This window comes from Streptomyces nanshensis, from assembly GCF_001751255.1.
GTDB lineage: Bacteria > Actinomycetota > Actinomycetes > Streptomycetales > Streptomycetaceae > Streptomyces > Streptomyces nanshensis_A.
The window spans coordinates 1-16,555 of record NZ_LJGW01000066.1 but is presented as its reverse complement, the minus strand read 5'-3'; the positions used below and the strand labels follow the sequence as shown (position 1 = coordinate 16,555).

At 70.3% G+C, this 16,555-nt stretch carries 18 protein-coding genes; 13 read left to right on the top strand and 5 right to left on the bottom strand.

Translation table 11 applies throughout. The annotated features are described in order from the left end of the window. The 3 genes from AN218_RS03250 to AN218_RS03240 form a co-directional block, all read right to left on the bottom strand. The coding region (locus AN218_RS03250; RefSeq protein ID WP_079131772.1) for a COX15/CtaA family protein at positions 1–798 on the bottom strand (798 nt) is incomplete at its 3' end. Positions 799–915: 117 nt separating this feature from the next. Next, positions 916–1,683: an ABC transporter permease gene (locus AN218_RS03245; protein WP_070015098.1), complete on the bottom strand. Its 768-nt coding sequence runs from the start codon at positions 1,681–1,683 to the stop codon at positions 916–918. After that, positions 1,680–2,609, bottom strand: a complete 930-nt coding sequence (locus AN218_RS03240) for an ABC transporter ATP-binding protein (protein WP_070015097.1) — start codon at positions 2,607–2,609, stop codon at positions 1,680–1,682. The genes AN218_RS03245 and AN218_RS03240 overlap by 4 nt, the downstream gene beginning before the upstream one ends. 208 nt (positions 2,610–2,817) lie before the next feature. Between AN218_RS03240 and AN218_RS03235 the strand changes: the two genes are divergently transcribed. The 13 genes from AN218_RS03235 (at position 2,818) to AN218_RS03175 (ending at position 13,445) form a co-directional block, all read left to right on the top strand. Beyond that, entirely contained in the window at positions 2,818–3,828 is a 1,011-nt protein-coding gene (locus tag AN218_RS03235; protein ID WP_079131771.1) for a helix-turn-helix transcriptional regulator, read from the top strand. Continuing rightward, a complete protein-coding gene (gene sufB, locus AN218_RS03230; protein ID WP_070015096.1) occupies positions 3,825–5,246 on the top strand; it encodes a Fe-S cluster assembly protein SufB in 1,422 nt (473 codons plus the stop codon). The genes AN218_RS03235 and sufB overlap by 4 nt, the downstream gene beginning before the upstream one ends. 117 nt (positions 5,247–5,363) lie before the next feature. Continuing rightward, on the top strand, positions 5,364–6,599 hold the full coding sequence (gene sufD / locus AN218_RS03225; RefSeq protein ID WP_070015095.1) for a Fe-S cluster assembly protein SufD: 1,236 nt from the start codon (positions 5,364–5,366) through the stop codon (positions 6,597–6,599). After that, on the top strand, positions 6,596–6,934 hold the full coding sequence (locus AN218_RS03220) for a non-heme iron oxygenase ferredoxin subunit (protein ID WP_070015094.1): 339 nt from the start codon (positions 6,596–6,598) through the stop codon (positions 6,932–6,934). Before sufD ends, AN218_RS03220 begins: the two co-directional genes overlap by 4 nt. Before the next feature lie 7 nt (positions 6,935–6,941). Then, positions 6,942–7,706 carry a Fe-S cluster assembly ATPase SufC gene (sufC, locus tag AN218_RS03215; protein WP_070015093.1) on the top strand — a complete coding sequence of 255 codons (765 nt, stop codon included), beginning with the start codon at positions 6,942–6,944 and terminating at the stop codon, positions 7,704–7,706. Between the two features lie 5 nt (positions 7,707–7,711). Further along, entirely contained in the window at positions 7,712–8,965 is a 1,254-nt protein-coding gene (locus AN218_RS03210; RefSeq protein WP_079131777.1) for a cysteine desulfurase, read from the top strand. Between the two features lie 45 nt (positions 8,966–9,010). Next, a complete protein-coding gene (gene sufU / locus AN218_RS03205) occupies positions 9,011–9,478 on the top strand; it encodes a Fe-S cluster assembly sulfur transfer protein SufU (protein WP_070015091.1) in 468 nt (155 codons plus the stop codon). Beyond that, entirely contained in the window at positions 9,475–9,804 is a 330-nt protein-coding gene (locus tag AN218_RS03200; protein WP_070015090.1) for a metal-sulfur cluster assembly factor, read from the top strand. The genes sufU and AN218_RS03200 overlap by 4 nt, the downstream gene beginning before the upstream one ends. Before the next feature lie 94 nt (positions 9,805–9,898). Next, a complete protein-coding gene (locus tag AN218_RS03195; RefSeq protein ID WP_070015089.1) occupies positions 9,899–10,273 on the top strand; it encodes a VOC family protein in 375 nt (124 codons plus the stop codon). 62 nt (positions 10,274–10,335) lie between these two features. Beyond that, positions 10,336–10,656: a DMT family transporter gene (locus AN218_RS03190; protein ID WP_070015129.1), complete on the top strand. Its 321-nt coding sequence runs from the start codon at positions 10,336–10,338 to the stop codon at positions 10,654–10,656. Continuing rightward, the gene (locus AN218_RS03185) at positions 10,656–11,234 is read left to right on the top strand and encodes a TetR/AcrR family transcriptional regulator (protein WP_171908582.1); all 579 of its coding nucleotides are present in this window, start codon (positions 10,656–10,658) and stop codon (positions 11,232–11,234) included. Before AN218_RS03190 ends, AN218_RS03185 begins: the two co-directional genes overlap by 1 nt. Positions 11,235–11,419: 185 nt before the next feature. Further along, positions 11,420–12,427 (top strand): 2,3,4,5-tetrahydropyridine-2,6-dicarboxylate N-succinyltransferase, encoded by a 1,008-nt coding sequence (dapD, locus tag AN218_RS03180; RefSeq protein ID WP_070015088.1) that lies wholly within the window; start codon positions 11,420–11,422, stop codon positions 12,425–12,427. Positions 12,428–12,503: 76 nt separating this feature from the next. Beyond that, a complete protein-coding gene (locus tag AN218_RS03175; protein ID WP_070015087.1) occupies positions 12,504–13,445 on the top strand; it encodes an EI24 domain-containing protein in 942 nt (313 codons plus the stop codon). Here the strand turns inward: AN218_RS03175 and AN218_RS03170 are convergent. Continuing rightward, the gene (locus AN218_RS03170; RefSeq protein ID WP_070015086.1) at positions 13,372–14,010 is read right to left on the bottom strand and encodes a Uma2 family endonuclease; all 639 of its coding nucleotides are present in this window, start codon (positions 14,008–14,010) and stop codon (positions 13,372–13,374) included. The two genes, AN218_RS03175 and AN218_RS03170, sit on opposite strands and share 74 nt — an antisense overlap. 215 nt (positions 14,011–14,225) lie before the next feature. Further along, positions 14,226–16,064: an endonuclease/exonuclease/phosphatase family protein gene (locus AN218_RS03165; protein WP_070015085.1), complete on the bottom strand. Its 1,839-nt coding sequence runs from the start codon at positions 16,062–16,064 to the stop codon at positions 14,226–14,228. Positions 16,065–16,555: the final 491 nt, after the last annotated feature.

The following is a 16,555-nucleotide window of genomic DNA, read 5'->3' as shown; positions in this document are numbered from 1 at the left end:
CAGCTCCGTGGCGCGCCGGCGCGGTCCCGCGGGTGCGTCGAAGGCGCGCAGCACGAGCCAGACCGCGAGCGTCAGCAGGACGACGATCCAGGCCAGGGCCGCGTGCGCGCGGGCGGCGGTCTCGACGTCGACCGGCATGCGCGGCACCTCGCTGCTGTCGCCGGCGTGCGGCCCGGCGCCGGTGACGACGGTGCCCGCGACGACCAGCGCGGCGGCGGCCGCCGTCAGCGTCCGCACCAGCTTCCGTACCGGCCCGCCCACCAGCGGACGCGCGGGAACATCGCCCTCGGCGGCGCGCAGCCACGTCAGCGTGACGACGGTCAGCAGCCCCGAGGCGAGCAGGAAGTGCCCGGCGACGGTGTACGGGTTGAGCCCGGTCAGCACGGTGACGCCGCCGATGACGGCGTTGCCCATCACGAGCCAGAACTGCGCCCAGGCCAGCCGGCTCAGGCCACGGCGCCGGGGCTTGACGCAGCGCGCGGCCACGATCGTCCAGCCGACGGCGGCGCTGAGGACGTACGTCAGCATGCGGTTGCCGAACTCGATCGCCCCGTGCACGCCCATCTCGGACGTGGCGTACAGGCTGTCGCTGCTGCACTTCGGCCACGTGTCGCAGCCCAGCCCGGAGCCGGTGAGCCGCACGGCGCCCCCGGTCACGATGATGACGACGCTCATCACGAGCGCCGAGAGCGCGGCCTTACGGACGGTGCGCGGAGCGGGCGTCCAGCGGGCGGCGATGTACGCGGCGGGGTTCCGCAGAAGTTCGAGGGGGTTCGGCACGAGATGCACGGGAGCCATCGTACGGGCGGGCTTGTGCGCGCATTCACGAGGGCCCCGTAGGGCCGCCCGGGGAAGCCCGTACGACGCGTGAACGGCGTCGAGGTCAGGGCTTCCGGACGTCCGACTGCCGCCCGCTCACTCCCACTTGAAGAAGCTGGCCGCAGCCGCGAGCCCGGCCACGGCCCAGCCCGCGAGCACCACGACGTCGCCCCAGGGGACGCCCGTCCCGTGCTGGAGCAGAGCGCGAAGCCCGTCCGAGAGCGCGGCGATCGGCAGCACCCCGAGCACGCTCTGCACCGCCTCGGGGAAGCGCTCCAGCGGCACGATGACGCCGCCGCCCACCAGCAGCAGCACGAAGATCAGGTTCGCGGCGGCGAGGGTGGCCTCGGCCCGTACCGTCCCGGCGAGCAGCAGCCCGAGCCCGGAGAAGGCGGCCGTGCCCAGGACCAGCAGCAGCGCCGCGCCCGGAAGGCCCCCGCGCGGCGACCAGCCCAGCGCCAGCGCGACCACGACGAGCAGCAGCACCTGGAGCGCCTCGACGGCCAGTACGGAGCAGGTCTTCGCCGCCATCAGGCCCCAGCGGGGGAGCGGTGAGACGCCGAGCCGCTTGAGCACGCCGTAGCGGCGCTCGAAGCCGGTGGCGATGGCCTGCCCGGTGAACGCGGTGGACAGCACGGCCAGCGCGAGGATGCCGGGCGTGAGGAAGTCGACGCGGGAGCCGCCGCCGGTCTCGACGACGTCGACGGTGCTGAAGAGCACCAGCAGCAGCGTCGGGATGACGACGGTCAGCAGAAGCTGTTCGCCGTTGCGCAGGAGCATCCGTGTCTCCAGGGCGGCCTGCGCGCCGATCATGCGCCACAGCGGCGCCGCTCCCGGCGCGGGAGTGTAGGTGCCGGCGCTCACGAACGAAGCTCCTTGCCTGTGAGTTCGAGGAAGACGTCCTCCAGCGTGCGGCGCTCGACCGAGATCCGGTCGGGCATGACGCCGTGCTGCGCGCACCAGGAGGTGACCGTCGCCAGCAGTTGCGGGTCGACGGTGCCGGTGACGCGGTAGCCGCCCGGTACGAGTTCCGCGGCGGCGGTGTTGTCCGGCAGGGCCTTGAGCAGGGAGGCCAGATCGAGTCCGGGGCGTCCGGTGAAGCGCAGCGAGTTCTCGGCGCCGCCGCGGCAGAGCTGGTCCGGGGAGCCCTCGGCGACGACGCGGCCCTCGTCGATGATGACGACGTCGTCGGCCAGCTCCTCCGCCTCGTCCATGTGGTGCGTGGTGAGGACGACGGTGACGCCGTCGGTGCGCAGCGCGCGTACCAGTTCCCAAGTGGCCCTGCGCGCCTGCGGATCGAGGCCGGCGGTCGGCTCGTCCAGGAAGACCAGTTCGGGCCGTCCGACGACGGCCATCGCGAGGGAGAGCCGCTGCTGCTGGCCGCCGGAGAGCCGGCGGTAGGGCGTACGGCCGCAGCTCGCGAGGCCGAGGGTGCCCACGAGTGCGTCGACGTCCAGCGGATCGGCGTGCAGCCGGGCCATGTGCGCGAGCATCTCCTCGGCGCGCGCCCCCGGGTACACCCCGCCGCTCTGCAGCATGACGCCGATACGGGGGCGCAGCCGGGCGGCCTGGGCGACGGGGTCCAGCCCGAGGACGCGGACGGTGCCCTCGTCCGGGCGGCGGTATCCCTCGCAGATTTCGACGGCGGTGGTCTTGCCGGCCCCGTTCGGGCCGAGGACCGCCGTGACCGTGCCCCGCGGGACCGACAGGCTCAGACCGTCGACCGCCGTCTTCCCGCCGTACCGCTTCACCAGGCCCACGACCTCGAGGGCGGCCCCACCGCTTCCCATACGGGGAGTGTAAGGATTCCCAAGTGCCGTACGGGGCCCGGGGGCTGAGACATGTGACATGCCCGCCGGTACGGCACGGCGGCGGGCGGTCCGCGCGGAAGGCCGCCGCAAGCAACCGCAAGTAAGGGTCGCCTTACGTGATGCAGGCCATCCCGCCAGGTCAGAACGCGGCTTGCCGCTCCCCGAAGAATTACGCAACAATGACGTTGTGAAAAAGACGGCTCAGGGACAGACAGCGCGAACGGCGGCCGGAGCGGCCGCCGGCGCTTCGTCCGTGTCCGGGCCGCAGACCCCCTCCGGGGCCTCCTCGGCGGGCGACGAACAGCGCGGCACGCGGAACAAGGTGGCGCGCTCCATCCTGGACCACGGTCCGTCGACCGCCGCCGAACTGGCCCTGCGTCTGGAGCTGACCCAGGCGGCCGTACGCCGCCACCTCGATTCGCTCGTGGGCGACGGGGTCGTGGAGCCGCGCGAGAAGCGGGTCTACGGCTCACGCGGCAGGGGCCGTCCCGCGAAGGTCTTCGCGCTCACCGACTGCGGCCGGGACGCCTTCGACCAGGACTACGACCGGCTGGCCGCCGACGCCCTGCGGTGGATAGCGCAGAGCGCGGGCGGCGGTGCGCGCGGCGACGCCGCCGTGGCGGACTTCGCCCGTGCCCGCATGGCCGCACAGGCCGAGCGGTACCGGAGCGCGCTGGAGGGCGTGCCGCCCGAGGAGCGCGCCCGGGCGCTGGCCGAGGTACTGACCGAGGACGGGTACGCTGCCACTGCGCGCAGCGCACCCGCTTCCGCCGGGGCCCCGGTGGGAGAGCAGCTCTGCCAGCACCACTGCCCGGTGGCCCACACCGCCGAGCAGTTCCCGCAACTGTGCGAGGCGGAGACGGAGGTCTTCTCCCGCCTCCTGGGCACCCACGTACAGCGGCTGGCGACGATCGCCCACGGCGACGGGGTGTGCACCACTTTCGTCCCGCAGACCCTGTCCACCGCGGGGAGGCCACGGCCGCCCGGCGGATCCCCGTCGCAGCCCCGGCACGTCACACAGGCCCGCGGTGCGGGGGCCGGTGAGGCCCCCGGCGCGACGAGTACGGCCGGCACGTCCGGCAGCACGACCCGCACCAGGACGAGCAAGACGAACGCGAGCAAGACCCGCAACGGCAAGACCACGGCGAGCAACGCCACCACAGCACCTGCGAACACCGCCGGGAGGAACCCCGCATGACCTCTCCTACCGAGACTGCCCACCCCGAACTCGAAGGGCTGGGCAACTACGAGTACGGCTGGGCCGACTCCGACGCGGCCGGTGCCGCGGCGAAGCGCGGCCTCTCCGATGAGGTCGTCCGCGACATCTCGGGGAAGAAGAACGAGCCGGAGTGGATGCTCAAGCTCCGTCTGAAGGGGCACCGGCTGTTCGAGAAGAAGCCCATGCCCAACTGGGGTTCGGACCTCTCGGGCATCGACTTCGACAACATCAAGTACTTCGTCCGTTCCACCGAGCGGCAGGCGCAGACGTGGGACGACCTGCCCGAGGACATCAAGAACACCTACGACAAGCTCGGCATCCCGGAGGCGGAGAAGCAGCGCCTGGTCGCCGGTGTCGCCGCGCAGTACGAGTCGGAGGTCGTCTACCACCAGATCCGTGAGGACCTGGAGCAGCAGGGCGTCCTCTTCCTGGACACCGACACGGCCCTGCGCGAGCACCCGGAGATCTTCCAGGAGCACTTCGGCACGGTCATCCCGCCCGGCGACAACAAGTTCGCCGCGCTCAACACCGCGGTGTGGTCGGGCGGTTCGTTCATCTACGTGCCGCCGGGCGTGCACGTCGACATCCCGCTCCAGGCCTACTTCCGCATCAACACCGAGAACATGGGCCAGTTCGAGCGGACGCTGATCATCGTCGACGAGAACGCCTACGTGCACTACGTCGAGGGCTGCACGGCTCCGATCTACAACTCGGACTCGCTGCACTCCGCCGTCGTCGAGATCATCGTCAAGAAGGGCGGCCGCTGCCGCTACACGACGATCCAGAACTGGTCGAACAACGTCTACAACCTCGTCACCAAGCGTGCGGTGGCCTACGAGGGCGCGACCATGGAGTGGGTCGACGGCAACCTCGGCTCGAAGGTCACCATGAAGTACCCGGCCGTCTACCTGATGGGCGAGCACGCCAAGGGCGAGACGCTCTCGGTCGCCTTCGCGGGCGAGGGCCAGCACCAGGACGCCGGCGCGAAGATGGTGCACATGGCGCCGCGTACGTCCTCCAACATCGTCTCCAAGTCGGTGGCCCGCAGCGGCGGCCGTACGTCCTACCGGGGCCTGATCGAGATCGCCGAGGGCGCGGAGGGCTCGAAGTCCAACGTGCTGTGCGACGCGCTGCTCGTGGACACGGTCTCCCGCTCGGACACCTATCCGTACGTCGACGTCCGCGAGGACGACGTGACGATGGGCCACGAGGCGACCGTCTCCAAGGTCAGCGACGACCAGCTCTTCTACCTGATGAGCCGGGGCCTGTCCGAGGACGAGGCGATGGCGATGATCGTCCGAGGCTTCGTCGAGCCCATCGCGAAGGAGCTCCCGATGGAGTACGCGCTGGAGCTCAACAGGCTCATCGAGCTCCAGATGGAGGGCGCGGTCGGCTGACGCCCGTACCGTGCGAGGGGCCGGCCGCCGCACCGCGGCCGCCCCGCCCTTCCAGCACATTCCGTCCGAGGTTCCGCGACAGGTTCCGCTTTTCAGAGAGTGAGCAGTACGAGCGCCATGGCTGAGGCTCAGAACTCCCCCGAGGACATCGTCCAGGGAGGATCCACACCGGCCGGTTCGAAGGTGACCGGATCGTCCTCCGACCTCCTTCCGGAGGGACCTCCCGCGGTGACCGCTGAGTCCACCGTCGCCACCAGGATGAGCGCACCGCCCTCCTTCGACGTGGCGGACTTCCCCGTGCCGCAGGGCCGGGAGGAGGAGTGGCGCTTCACGCCGCTGGAGCGGCTGAAGGGTCTGCACGACGGCACGGCCGAGGCGTCGGGCTCGCTCAAGGTCGAGGTGGACGCCCCCGAGGGCGTCACCGTCGAGACGGTCGGACGCGAGGACGCGCGCGTGGGCCGGGCGGGCACGCCCGTGGACCGGGTCGCCGCGCAGGCGTACTCGGCCTTCGAGAAGGCCGCGGTGGTCACCGTGCCCAAGGAGGCCGTGCTGAAGGAGCCGGTGCGGGTCTCGCTGCACGGCGAGGGCGGCGTCAGCTACGGGCACACCGTCTTCGAGCTGAAGGACTTCGCGGAAGCCGTCATCGTCATCGACCACACCGGCGACGCGGTGCGTGCCGCCAACGTCGAGTTCGTGCTCGGCGACGGCGCGAAGCTCACGGTGGTCTCCGTGCAGGACTGGGACGACACCGCCGTCCACTGCTCCCAGCACAACGCACTGGTGGGCCGGGACGCCTCGTTCAAGTCGGTCGTCGTCACCTTCGGCGGAGACGTCGTACGCCTGAACCCGCGCGTCAACTACGCGGGCCCGGGCGGCGAGGCCGAGTTCTACGGCCTGTTCTTCACCGACAACGGCCAGCACCAGGAGCACCGTCTCTTCGTCGACCACGACCGGCCCAACTGCCGCAGCAACGTGGTCTACAAGGGCGCGCTGCAGGGCGAGGAGGCGCACGCGGTGTGGATCGGCGACGTCCTCATCCGGGCCGCCGCCACCGGCACCGACACCTACGAGCTGAACCGCAACCTCGTCCTGACGGACGGCGCGCGCGTCGACTCGGTGCCCAACCTCGAGATCGAGACCGGCGAGATCGTCGGGGCGGGCCACGCCTCGGCCACCGGCCGGTTCGACGACGAGCAGCTCTTCTACCTCCAGGCCCGGGGCATCCCCGAGCAGGAGGCACGGCGGCTGGTCGTACGCGGCTTCTTCGCCGAACTCGTCCAGCAGATCGGCCTTCCGGACGTGGAGGAGCGCCTCATCGAGAAGATCGAGGCGGAGCTGGAGGCGTCGGTATGACCGGCGAGACCTTCGTGCGCGCGGCGTCCCTCGGCGACCTGGAGGACGACACCCCCAAGCGTGTGGAACTCGACGGTGTGCCGGTGGCCCTCGTCCGTACGGAGGGAGAGGTCTTCGCGGTGAACGACATCTGCTCGCACGCGAACGTCTCGCTGTCCGAGGGCGAGGTCGAGGACTGCCAGATCGAGTGCTGGCTGCACGGCTCCAGCTTCGATCTGCGTACCGGCAAGCCCTCCGGTCTCCCCGCGACCCGTCCGATCCCCGTCTACCCCGTAAAAATCGAAGGCGAAGGGCCCGACGCGGCCGTGCTCGTCTCCGTCACACAGGAGTCCTGAAGTCCCCATGGCAACGCTTGAGATCAACGACCTGCACGTCTCCGTCGAGACCGAGAACGGCCCGAACGAGATCCTGCGCGGCGTCGACCTGACCGTGAAGCAGGGCGAGACGCACGCGATCATGGGGCCGAACGGTTCCGGCAAGTCCACGCTCGCCTACTCCCTCGCGGGCCACCCCAAGTACTCGATCACCGGCGGCTCGGTGACGCTCGACGGCGAGGACGTCCTGGAGATGACTCCGGACGAGCGCGCCCGCGCGGGCCTCTTCCTCGCCATGCAGTACCCGGTCGAGGTGCCCGGTGTCTCCGTCTCCAACTTCCTGCGGACGTCGGCCACGGCGCTGCGCAGCGAGGCGCCCAAGCTGCGGCTGTGGGTCAAGGAGGTCAAGGAGGCCATGGAACGCCTCCAGATCGACCCGTCGTTCGCCGAGCGGAACGTCAACGAGGGCTTCTCCGGCGGTGAGAAGAAGCGCCACGAGATCCTCCAGCTCGAACTGCTCAAGCCGAAGATCGCGATCCTCGACGAGACCGACTCGGGTCTCGACGTGGACGCGCTGCGGGTGGTCTCCGAGGGCGTCAACCGCGTCCGTGAGAACGGCGAGGTCGGCACCATGCTGATCACCCACTACACGCGCATCCTGCGCTACATCAAGCCCGACCACGTCCACGTCTTCGCCAAGGGCCGGATCGCCGAGTCCGGCGGCCCGGAGCTGGCCGACAAGCTGGAGGAAGAGGGCTACGAGGCGTACGTGAAGGGAGGCGCCGCTTCGTGAGCGACGTGACGCTTCCGGGTCTGCTCGACACCGAGGCGATCCGCAAGGACTTCCCCATCCTGGACCGCACGGTCCACGACGGGCACAAGCTCGTGTATCTGGACAACGCGGCGACGTCGCAGAAGCCGCGCCAGGTGCTCGACGCGATGAGCGACTACAACGAGCGGCACAACGCCAACGTCCACCGCGGTGTGCACGTCCTCGCGGAGGAGGCCACGGCGCTGTACGAGGGCGCGCGCGACAAGGTCGCTGCCTTCGTCAACGCCCCGAGCCGGGACGAGGTGGTCTTCACCAAGAACGCCTCCGAGTCGCTCAACCTCGTGGCGAACATGCTGGGTTGGGCCGACGAGCCCTACAAGGTCGAGCACGACACCGAGATCGTCATCACGGAGATGGAGCACCACTCCAACATCGTTCCGTGGCAGCTCCTCTCGCAGCGCACGGGCGCGAAGCTGAAGTGGTTCGGGCTCACCGACGACGGCCGGCTCGATCTGTCGGCCGTCGACGAGATCATCACGGAGAAGACCAAGGTCGTCTCCTTCACGCTCGTCTCCAACATCATGGGCACGATCAACCCGGTCGAGGCGATCGTCCGGCGTGCCCAGGAGGTCGGCGCCCTCGTCGTGGTGGACGCCTCGCAGGCGGCGCCGCACATGGTGCTCGACGTGCAGGCGCTGCAGGCCGACTTCGTCGCCTTCACCGGGCACAAGATGTGCGGCCCGACGGGCATCGGCGTGCTGTGGGGCCGGCAGGAGCTGCTGGACGACCTGCCGCCGTTCCTCGGCGGCGGCGAGATGATCGAGACGGTCACGATGCACTCGTCGACCTACGCGCCCGCGCCGCACAAGTTCGAGGCGGGTACGCCGCCGATCGCGCAGGCCGTCGGGCTCGGCGCCGCCGTGGACTATCTCTCGTCGATCGGCATGGAGCGGATCCAGGAGCACGAGCACGCCCTGACCGCGTACGCCGTGGACAAGCTGCGGGAGATCCCGGACCTGCGCTTCATCGGCCCCACCACGGCCGAGGACAGAGGCGCCACGATCTCCTTCACCCTCGGGGACATCCACCCGCACGACGTGGGCCAGGTCCTCGACGAGCAGGGCATCGCCGTCCGCGTGGGGCACCACTGCGCGCGGCCGGTCTGCCTGCGGTACGGAATTCCCGCGACCACGAGAGCGTCGTTCTATCTGTACTCCACGCCGGCCGAGGTGGACGCCCTGGCCGCGGGTGTGGAACACGTACGGAACTTCTTCGCCTGAGCAGACGGCGGGGGCCGCAGAGGACTTGGACGGACGGACTGACTCGTGAAGCTCGACTCCATGTACCAGGAAGTGATCCTGGACCACTACAAGAACCCGCACGGCAAGGGCCTGCGTGAGGGCGACGCGGAGGTGCACCACGTCAACCCCACGTGCGGCGACGAGATCACCCTGCGGGTGCGCTACGACGGCGAGACGATCAGCGACGTCAGCTACGAGGGCCAGGGCTGCTCGATCAGCCAGGCCAGCGCCTCCGTGCTGAACGAGCTGCTGGTCGGCAAGGAGCTCGGCGAGGCGCGGACGATCCAGGAGACCTTCCTGGAGCTGATGCAGTCGAGAGGCAGGATCGAGCCGGACGAGGCCATGGAGGACGTGCTGGAGGACGCCGTCGCCTTCGCCGGGGTCTCGAAGTACCCGGCGCGTGTGAAGTGTGCTCTGCTGAGCTGGATGGCATGGAAGGACGCCACCGCCCAGGCGCTGGGCGAGGACTCGGTAAAGGAGAAGACCGCATGACCGAGACCACCGCGAAGCCCGCGAGCGAGGACGAGGTCCGTGAGGCGCTGCTCGACGTGGTCGACCCCGAGCTGGGCATCGACGTCGTCAACCTGGGCCTGATCTACGGGGTCCACATCGACGACTCGAACGTGGCCACCATCGACATGACGCTCACCTCGGCGGCCTGTCCGCTGACGGACGTCATCGAGGACCAGGCCAAGTCCGCGACCGAGGGCATCGTCGACGAGCTGAAGATCAACTGGGTCTGGATGCCCCCGTGGGGCCCGGACAAGATCACCGACGACGGACGGGAGCAGCTCAGGGCGCTGGGCTTCAACGTCTGAGCGGGCGCCGCCGGCGCGCGGCTCCCGTTCTCTCCCGTACGCCCGTACGGAAATCGATGTGCACCGACGGCCATGGCCCCACGATGCTGGGGCCATGGCCGTTTCGCTGCACCACATCATCGTCGACGCGCACGATCTGCCGGGCCTGGCCGCCTTCTGGTGCCGGGTGCTCGACTGGCGCGTGCTCTCCGAGAGGGAGCGCGAAGTCATCATCGGGACCGATCCGTCCGCCCCGACGGGCATCTGCTTCATGCCGGTGACGGAGCACAAGACCGTCAAGAACCGGCTGCATCTCGACCTCGCCCCCGACGACCAGGAGGCCGAGGTCGAGCGGCTCGTCGCGCTCGGGGCGCGGCGGATCGACATCGGTCAGGGCGGGGAGAGGTCGTGGGTGGTGCTGGCGGACCCGGAGGGCAACGAGTTCTGCGTGCTGCGTCCCCGCAAGAGCCTCGTGGAGTTCGCCGACTGACGTCCGGGAAAGCACCGTATTGTCGTGTACGAGCGTACACACCGTTGTGTACGCTCGTACGCATGGTCTATCTGACGCTCGCCGCCGCGATCCTGGCGGAGGTGGTGGGCACCACCGCGATGAAGTACAGCCACGGCTTCAGCAAGCTGGTGCCCTCCCTGATCACCGGCGTCAGTTACGCCGTCGCCTTCCTGCTGCTCGCGCAGACCCTCAAGTCGATGGCCGTCGGCACCGCGTACGCGATCTGGGCCGGCGTGGGCACCGCGACGATCGCCGCGATCGGCATCCTGTTCATCGGGGAGTCGGTCTCGCTGGTGAAGGTGCTGGGCATCGTGCTCGTCATCGCCGGAGTGGTCGTCCTCAACCTCGGCGGCGTCCACTGATGGCGCGGCGCTACGACCCGGAGCGCCGTACGCGCATCATCGACGCCGCCATCCGGATCGTCGAACTCAAGGGCATCGCCGCGCTCAGCCACCGCTCGGTCGCCGCCGAGGCCGGGGTGCCGCTGGGCTCGACCACGTACCACTTCGCCGGTCTCGACGATCTGCTCGTGGCCGCGCTGGAGCAGGTCAGCGGCGGGCAGGGCGGCGCCATGAAGGACTGGGAGGAGGCGCTCGCCGGCAGCGGCAGCGGCGGCGGCAAGGGCGGCACGGGCGGGCGGTCGCTGGCCGACGCGCTCACGCGGCTCCTGGAGGAGTACGCGCACGGCGACCGCGGACGGATCCACCTGGAGTACGAGCTCTACCTCGCTGCGCTGCGCCGCCCCGCCCTGCAACCCGTCGCCGCGGCCTGGCTGGACACGATGGTCGACGTCATCGGACGGCACACCGAGCAGGAGGCCACCGCCCGGGTCCTCGTCGCCCTGATCGACGGACTGCTTCTCCAACTGCTGCTCACCGACCGGCCGTTCGACCGCGCGGCGGTACGGGCGGCGCTCGCGCGGGTCACCGGGGAGGGCTGAGCGGCGCGCAGAGCTGGGCGCGCAGGGTGTCGTAGGCCCCGGGCGTCGCGAGGACCGCGCCGGAGTCACCGAGACCGTCTCCCCAGGCTCGACGAGGCGAGGTCGAAGTGAGGGACGGACGCATGCGCGGGCCGCTGGATGAGACCGGTTGGCCTCGCCCGCGCCGGGCCGGATAACGTCGCCGCATGAGCGAAGCAGCCAGCACACCCCGTACGACCGGCGCCGTCGCCGTCGGGCTCGCCACCGTCTCCCGGGCGGGCGAGAGCGAAGGGACGGTCCTCGACACCTGGTTCCCCGCGCCCGAACTCGTCGCGGAGCCCGGCGAGCCCGCCGGGAGCGAGATCCTCAGCCCGGAGCGCGCCGCCGAGGCGCTCGGCGAGGCCGCGCCGCAGGCGCTGGGCACCGACCCGGTCCGCGGAGTCGAGACCGTCGCCGTCCGTACGGTCATCGGCTCGCTCGACGACAAGCCGGCCGACACCCACGACGTCTATCTGCGGCTGCACCTGCTCAGTCACCGGCTCGTCCGGCCCCACGGGGTCAATCTGGAGGGCCAGTTCGGGCTGCTCGCCAACGTCGCCTGGACGAGCCTGGGGCCCGTCGCGGTGGACCGGCTCGAACACGTACGGCTGGCGGCCCGTGCCGCCGGTCGGCATCTGGCCGTCACCAGCGTCGACAAGTTCCCGCGCATGACGGACTACGTCGCGCCGAAGGGCGTCCGCATCGCCGACGCCGACCGCGCACGCCTCGGCGCGCATCTCGCCGAAGGCACCACGGTGATGCACGAGGGCTTCGTCAACTTCAACGCCGGCACGCTCGGTACGTCCATGGTGGAGGGCCGGGTCAGCGCGGGTGTCGTCGTCGGCGACGGCTCCGACATCGGCGGCGGCGCCTCGATCATGGGCACCCTCTCCGGCGGCGGCAAGCAGCGGATCTCCATCGGGGAGCGCTGCCTGCTGGGCGCCGAGGCCGGCATCGGCATCTCGCTGGGCGACGACTGCATCGTCGAGGCGGGGCTGTACGTCACGGCCGGTACGCGGGTGTCGCTGCCGGACGGACAGATCGTCAAGGCGCTGGAGCTCTCCGGCGCCTCCAACCTGCTCTTCCGGCGCAACTCGACGACGGGCTCGGTCGAGGTGCTGAAGCGCAGCGGTTCGTGGGGCGGTCTGAACGAGGCGCTGCACAGCAACAACTGACCGGATGCCGCAGGGGGTTGGTCCCCGGCCGGGTCCGAATACGGCGCGCATGCCCGTAGGCCATAGGCTTACGGGCATGCGTGATCTGGCCGCAGGGATGCGGTACTTGGGGCGTGGGCAGCGGTGGGTCTTCGGGCACGGACGCTGGTTCGGCTTCGGCCTGCTGCCGGCGCTGGTGACGCTCGTGCTCTACGCCGGTGCTCTCACCGCGCTCGCCTTCTACGCCGACGACATCGCCTCCTGGGCCACGCCCTTCGCGGACGGCTGGGACGAGTTGTGGCGCGATCTGCTGCGCGGACTCTTCGCGGTGCTCGTGTGGCTGGCCGGGCTGCTGCTGTCGGTGCTCACCTTCACTGCCGTCACGCTGATCATCGGCGACCCGTTCTACGAGAAGCTCTCCGAACAGGTCGAGGAGTCGGAGGGCGGCGCCCCGGCCGCCCCGGACCGGCCCCTCTGGCTGGAGTTGTGGACCTCGCTGTGCGACAGCCTCTATGTGCTGTACCGCATGCTGCTCTACACCGTCCCGCTCTTCTTCCTCGGCTTCCTGCCCGCCGTCGGCCAGACCGTCGTCCCGGTGCTCGGCTTCTGCGTCTCGGGCTTCTTCCTCACCCTCGAACTCGTCTCCGTCGCCATGCAGCGCCGCGGCATCCCCGTCAAGGAGCGGCTGCGTCTGCTGCGTACGCGGCGGGGGCTCGCGCTGGGCTTCGGCGTACCGCTGGTCCTGGCGTTCCTGGTGCCGCTGGTCGCGGTGGTGCTGATGCCGGGCGCGGTCGCGGGCGCGGCGCTGCTCGTACGGGACATCATGGGCGAGAACGAGGACCAGGGCGCGCGGCAGGACGACGGCCGACTCGGCGGCGGGGACGTCCCGTTGGGCACGGACCCGGAGGGCGCACCCTCGGACCACGGCGCGTACACGACGCCTCCGCCGCCCCCGGCCCCGGGCGTCACCCCTCCCGGTACTCCGCCTGCTCCGCCGGCCGGGCCGGGGCCCCACGGTCACGGGGGAAGCTGGCCGTAGGCAGCGTCATGGCCAGCGGTGTGGCCGTGAGATCGACGGGTGTGCCGAAGTCCACGGTCAGTTCGGTGCGGTATGCGGTGCCCTTCGGCTGTGTGTAGAGGTGGCACCGTCCGACGTACGGGTCGGCGATCAGATAGACGGGGACGCCGGCGGCCGCGTAGGTGCGCAGTTTGGGACCGTAGTCGTTCTGGCCCGTTCCCCTGGAGATGACTTCGGCGACGAACTCGATGTCCTGGTAGCGCCAGCGGCCGTCTTCGCCGGGCGACGCGGCGTCGCGGAGCTTGGCGACGTCGGGGGCGAAGCCGTTCTTGTGGCCGGGGAAGTCGATCCGTACATCGGACTTCACCTTGACGTCCATGCCGAACCGGTCCTCAAGGGCGCGGACGATCCTTCGGATGATCTCCCAATGCGCGTCCCGCTGCGGCGACATGTGGACCGTACCCTCCACGATCTCGGCTTTGTAGCCTTCGGGGACGGGCATCCGCTCCAGCAACTCGAACAGGGCGTCCAGGCTGAGTTCGCTGCTGTCGGCCATCTCGGTCCTGTCGGTCAGCTCGACTGTCATCGTGCCGCTCCCTCCCCACCACGCCGGGTGGCGTAGCCGCACGGGACAACGATACGGGCGGAATTCGGGTCACGGCGCAAAGAAGAACCGGCGAGCGCCCATCCCCGGGGCGCCCGCCGGTCGATTCGTCCGTGCCGGGCCGTGTGGCGGTCGCCGACTGCCGGGCGGCACCGGCCGGGTGGGCCGGTGCCGCGTGAGGTGTGCCGTCTGCCGCCTTACGGCTTCAGGCGGATGACCGTCGGGTCGTGGTCGCTGGCCTGGTCGTAGAACTCGGAGTTGATGTGCACGATGTCGTACTTGACGGCTCCCGTGCCCGGGCTGGTGACCGCGTGGTCGAGGACCTGGGAGTTGCCGTTGAAGACGTAGCCGTAGCGCTCACCGGCGGGCAGCTTGTCCATCGGGCTGCTGAAGACTCCGCCCTTGCGCATCGCGTCGAGGCTGGGCGAGAACGGGAAGTCGTTGAAGTCGCCCGCCGCGATGATCGTGGCGTCCTTGTCGACCGACTCGACCTCCTTGGCGAAGGAGTTGACGAGCTTCGCCTGCTCCGTGCGCTGCTTCTCCGACTCGCGCACGGGCGGCTGCGTGCGGCCCTCCATCGGCTTGTCGCCGCCCTTGGAGCTGAAGTGGTTGGCGACGACGAAGACTTGGCGGCCGCCGAAGGTGAACTCGCCCGCCAGCGGCTTGCGGGTCTCCTTCCACGCCGACTCGTCCGGCGAGATGCGGCCCGGGTTCGCCGACAGCTTCGGCTTGCCGTCGTCGTCGCCGACCTTCACCGGCGTGGTCGCGTCACCGCCCTTGCGGTCGGCGAACTTGACCCGGTCGGGGTTGAAGAGGAACGCGACGCGGATGTTGCCGCCGGGCTGGCCGCCGTCGGCGTTGTTCTCCGGGTCGATCTCGCGCGTCTCGTAGGACGGGCCGCCCGCCTTCTCGATGGCCGCGGTCAGCTTGTCGAGGGTCTTGCCCGCGGAGACGGTGCCGTCGTCGTCCGGGCCGGAGTCGTCCTGCACCTCTTCGAGGGCGACGATGTCGGGGGAGGCGAGGTTGTCGACGAGGGCTTCGGAGAGGCGGTCGAACTTGGCGGCCTCGCTCGCGGGGGAGAGGTTCTCCACGTTGTAGGTGGCGACGGAGAGTTCGCCCTTGCCCGGCTTGGCGGTCTTCTCGCGCTCGAGCTTGTTGTCCTTCAACTTGCCCATGGTGGTGGCCCGCAGGGTGTAGCCGCCGAAGTTGTCGTAGTCGACGGGCCCGGAGGTCGTCCCGGTGAGCGCGTCCCCGACGTTCGCCTTCGGGAAGGGGTTCTCCTTCTGCGGGAGCAGCGAACTCACCTTCATACGGGCGCCGTTCTGCTGGTCGTAGTCGCCGTAGAGGGTGCCGCCGCGCGGGGTCGGGTGCTCGTCCGGGTCGGCCGTCACCCACAGTTCGTCGTACTCGGTGGTGGGGCCCGTCACCGGGGCGTCCTTGACGCCGGCGCGCATCCCTTCGAGGGACTCGTAGAGGTCCAGGGCGTACTTGTCGGGCTGGAGCTTCAGCGACTCGATGTCGCCGTCGTCGCCCTTGCCGTCGGGGACGTACGCGTCGGGCACGCTGTCCGCGGTCAGGGCGGTGGCCTTGGGCAGAGCCTGCTTCTTCTTGGACGCGGCCTTCCACTCGGCGCCGGTGAGCTGCGTGACGGACTGGCCGCCGGCCTCCTCGCCGCCCGGGTAGTACTCGGTGACGTCGCCGGATATCCGTATGGAGTCGCCGGCCTCGACGTCGGGGGTCTCCTCGCCGGTGAAGACGAAGATGCCCTCGCTGGTCGCCGGGTCGTCGTCCGGCTTCGGGTCCTGGAGCCAGAAGCCCTGGGCCTTGCCGAAGCCGCGTACCGCCGTCACGACTCCCGGCACATCCGTGACCCGCTTGCCGTCGAGGGGCGAGACCCGGGTGTTCCCCTGGATGTCGTGGATGCGCGCGTCGTCGGCGGTCTGGCCGGACGCGGTGACGGCGGTCGTGATGAGCAGCGCGGAACCGCACACGGCGGCGACGGTCAGCGCGGAGGTTCTGGTGAGACGGGACGACAACGGTGCCTCCGGTGGGGGGTGGCGGACGACGAACTGTCCAGGTCCCGGGGGACATTACGGACGGGTAATCTCTACGCGCGTCAAAGTCTGGCGTGCTCATCTCACTTGTCAAGCAGATGCCGGACGTTTGAGCATGAGCAGCGCACAACTCCCGCCCGCGTGCCGCCGGATGGCACGGAACGTCGCCGTCTCGTCACCCCACGGGGCCGGTTGTGCTGGCGCGCGATTCGGGCAGTGCGGGACACACCCGTCTACGCTGGGGCCCGCAGCCATTCCGCAACGCGTACGACGTGCGCGACGTGCAGACCCCGTAGGAGATGAACGCGCTGATGTCCGGTGACAAGACCGGGGGCGACCGTCCCGCCATGCCGCCCGTGCGGCTGTCCTCCGATGCCGAACTCGCGCGCGACGCACTGGCGGCGCCGCTCTTCTCGTGGGCGGCGCGCCTCGCGGACTGGGCCGGGGGCGAGGGCGGCCGCGCCGCCGGTGGC

Bases quoted from the DNA above. Each gene is read 5' to 3' on its own strand.
- AN218_RS03185 (WP_171908582.1), top strand. From the start codon at position 10,656: ATGGCGCGGCGCTACGACCCGGAGCGCCGTACGCGCATCATCGACGCC.
- dapD (WP_070015088.1), top strand. From the start codon at position 11,420: ATGAGCGAAGCAGCCAGCACACCCCGTACGACCGGCGCCGTCGCCGTC.
- AN218_RS03170 (WP_070015086.1), bottom strand. From the start codon at position 14,010: ATGACAGTCGAGCTGACCGACAGGACCGAGATGGCCGACAGCAGCGAA.
- AN218_RS03175 (WP_070015087.1), top strand. From the start codon at position 12,504: ATGCGTGATCTGGCCGCAGGGATGCGGTACTTGGGGCGTGGGCAGCGG.
- AN218_RS03220 (WP_070015094.1), top strand. From the start codon at position 6,596: ATGACCGGCGAGACCTTCGTGCGCGCGGCGTCCCTCGGCGACCTGGAG.
- AN218_RS03200 (WP_070015090.1), top strand. From the start codon at position 9,475: ATGACCGAGACCACCGCGAAGCCCGCGAGCGAGGACGAGGTCCGTGAG.
- AN218_RS03190 (WP_070015129.1), top strand. From the start codon at position 10,336: ATGGTCTATCTGACGCTCGCCGCCGCGATCCTGGCGGAGGTGGTGGGC.
- AN218_RS03240 (WP_070015097.1), bottom strand. From the start codon at position 2,609: ATGGGAAGCGGTGGGGCCGCCCTCGAGGTCGTGGGCCTGGTGAAGCGG.
- sufB (WP_070015096.1), top strand. From the start codon at position 3,825: ATGACCTCTCCTACCGAGACTGCCCACCCCGAACTCGAAGGGCTGGGC.
- sufC (WP_070015093.1), top strand. From the start codon at position 6,942: ATGGCAACGCTTGAGATCAACGACCTGCACGTCTCCGTCGAGACCGAG.
- AN218_RS03195 (WP_070015089.1), top strand. From the start codon at position 9,899: ATGGCCGTTTCGCTGCACCACATCATCGTCGACGCGCACGATCTGCCG.
- sufD (WP_070015095.1), top strand. From the start codon at position 5,364: ATGGCTGAGGCTCAGAACTCCCCCGAGGACATCGTCCAGGGAGGATCC.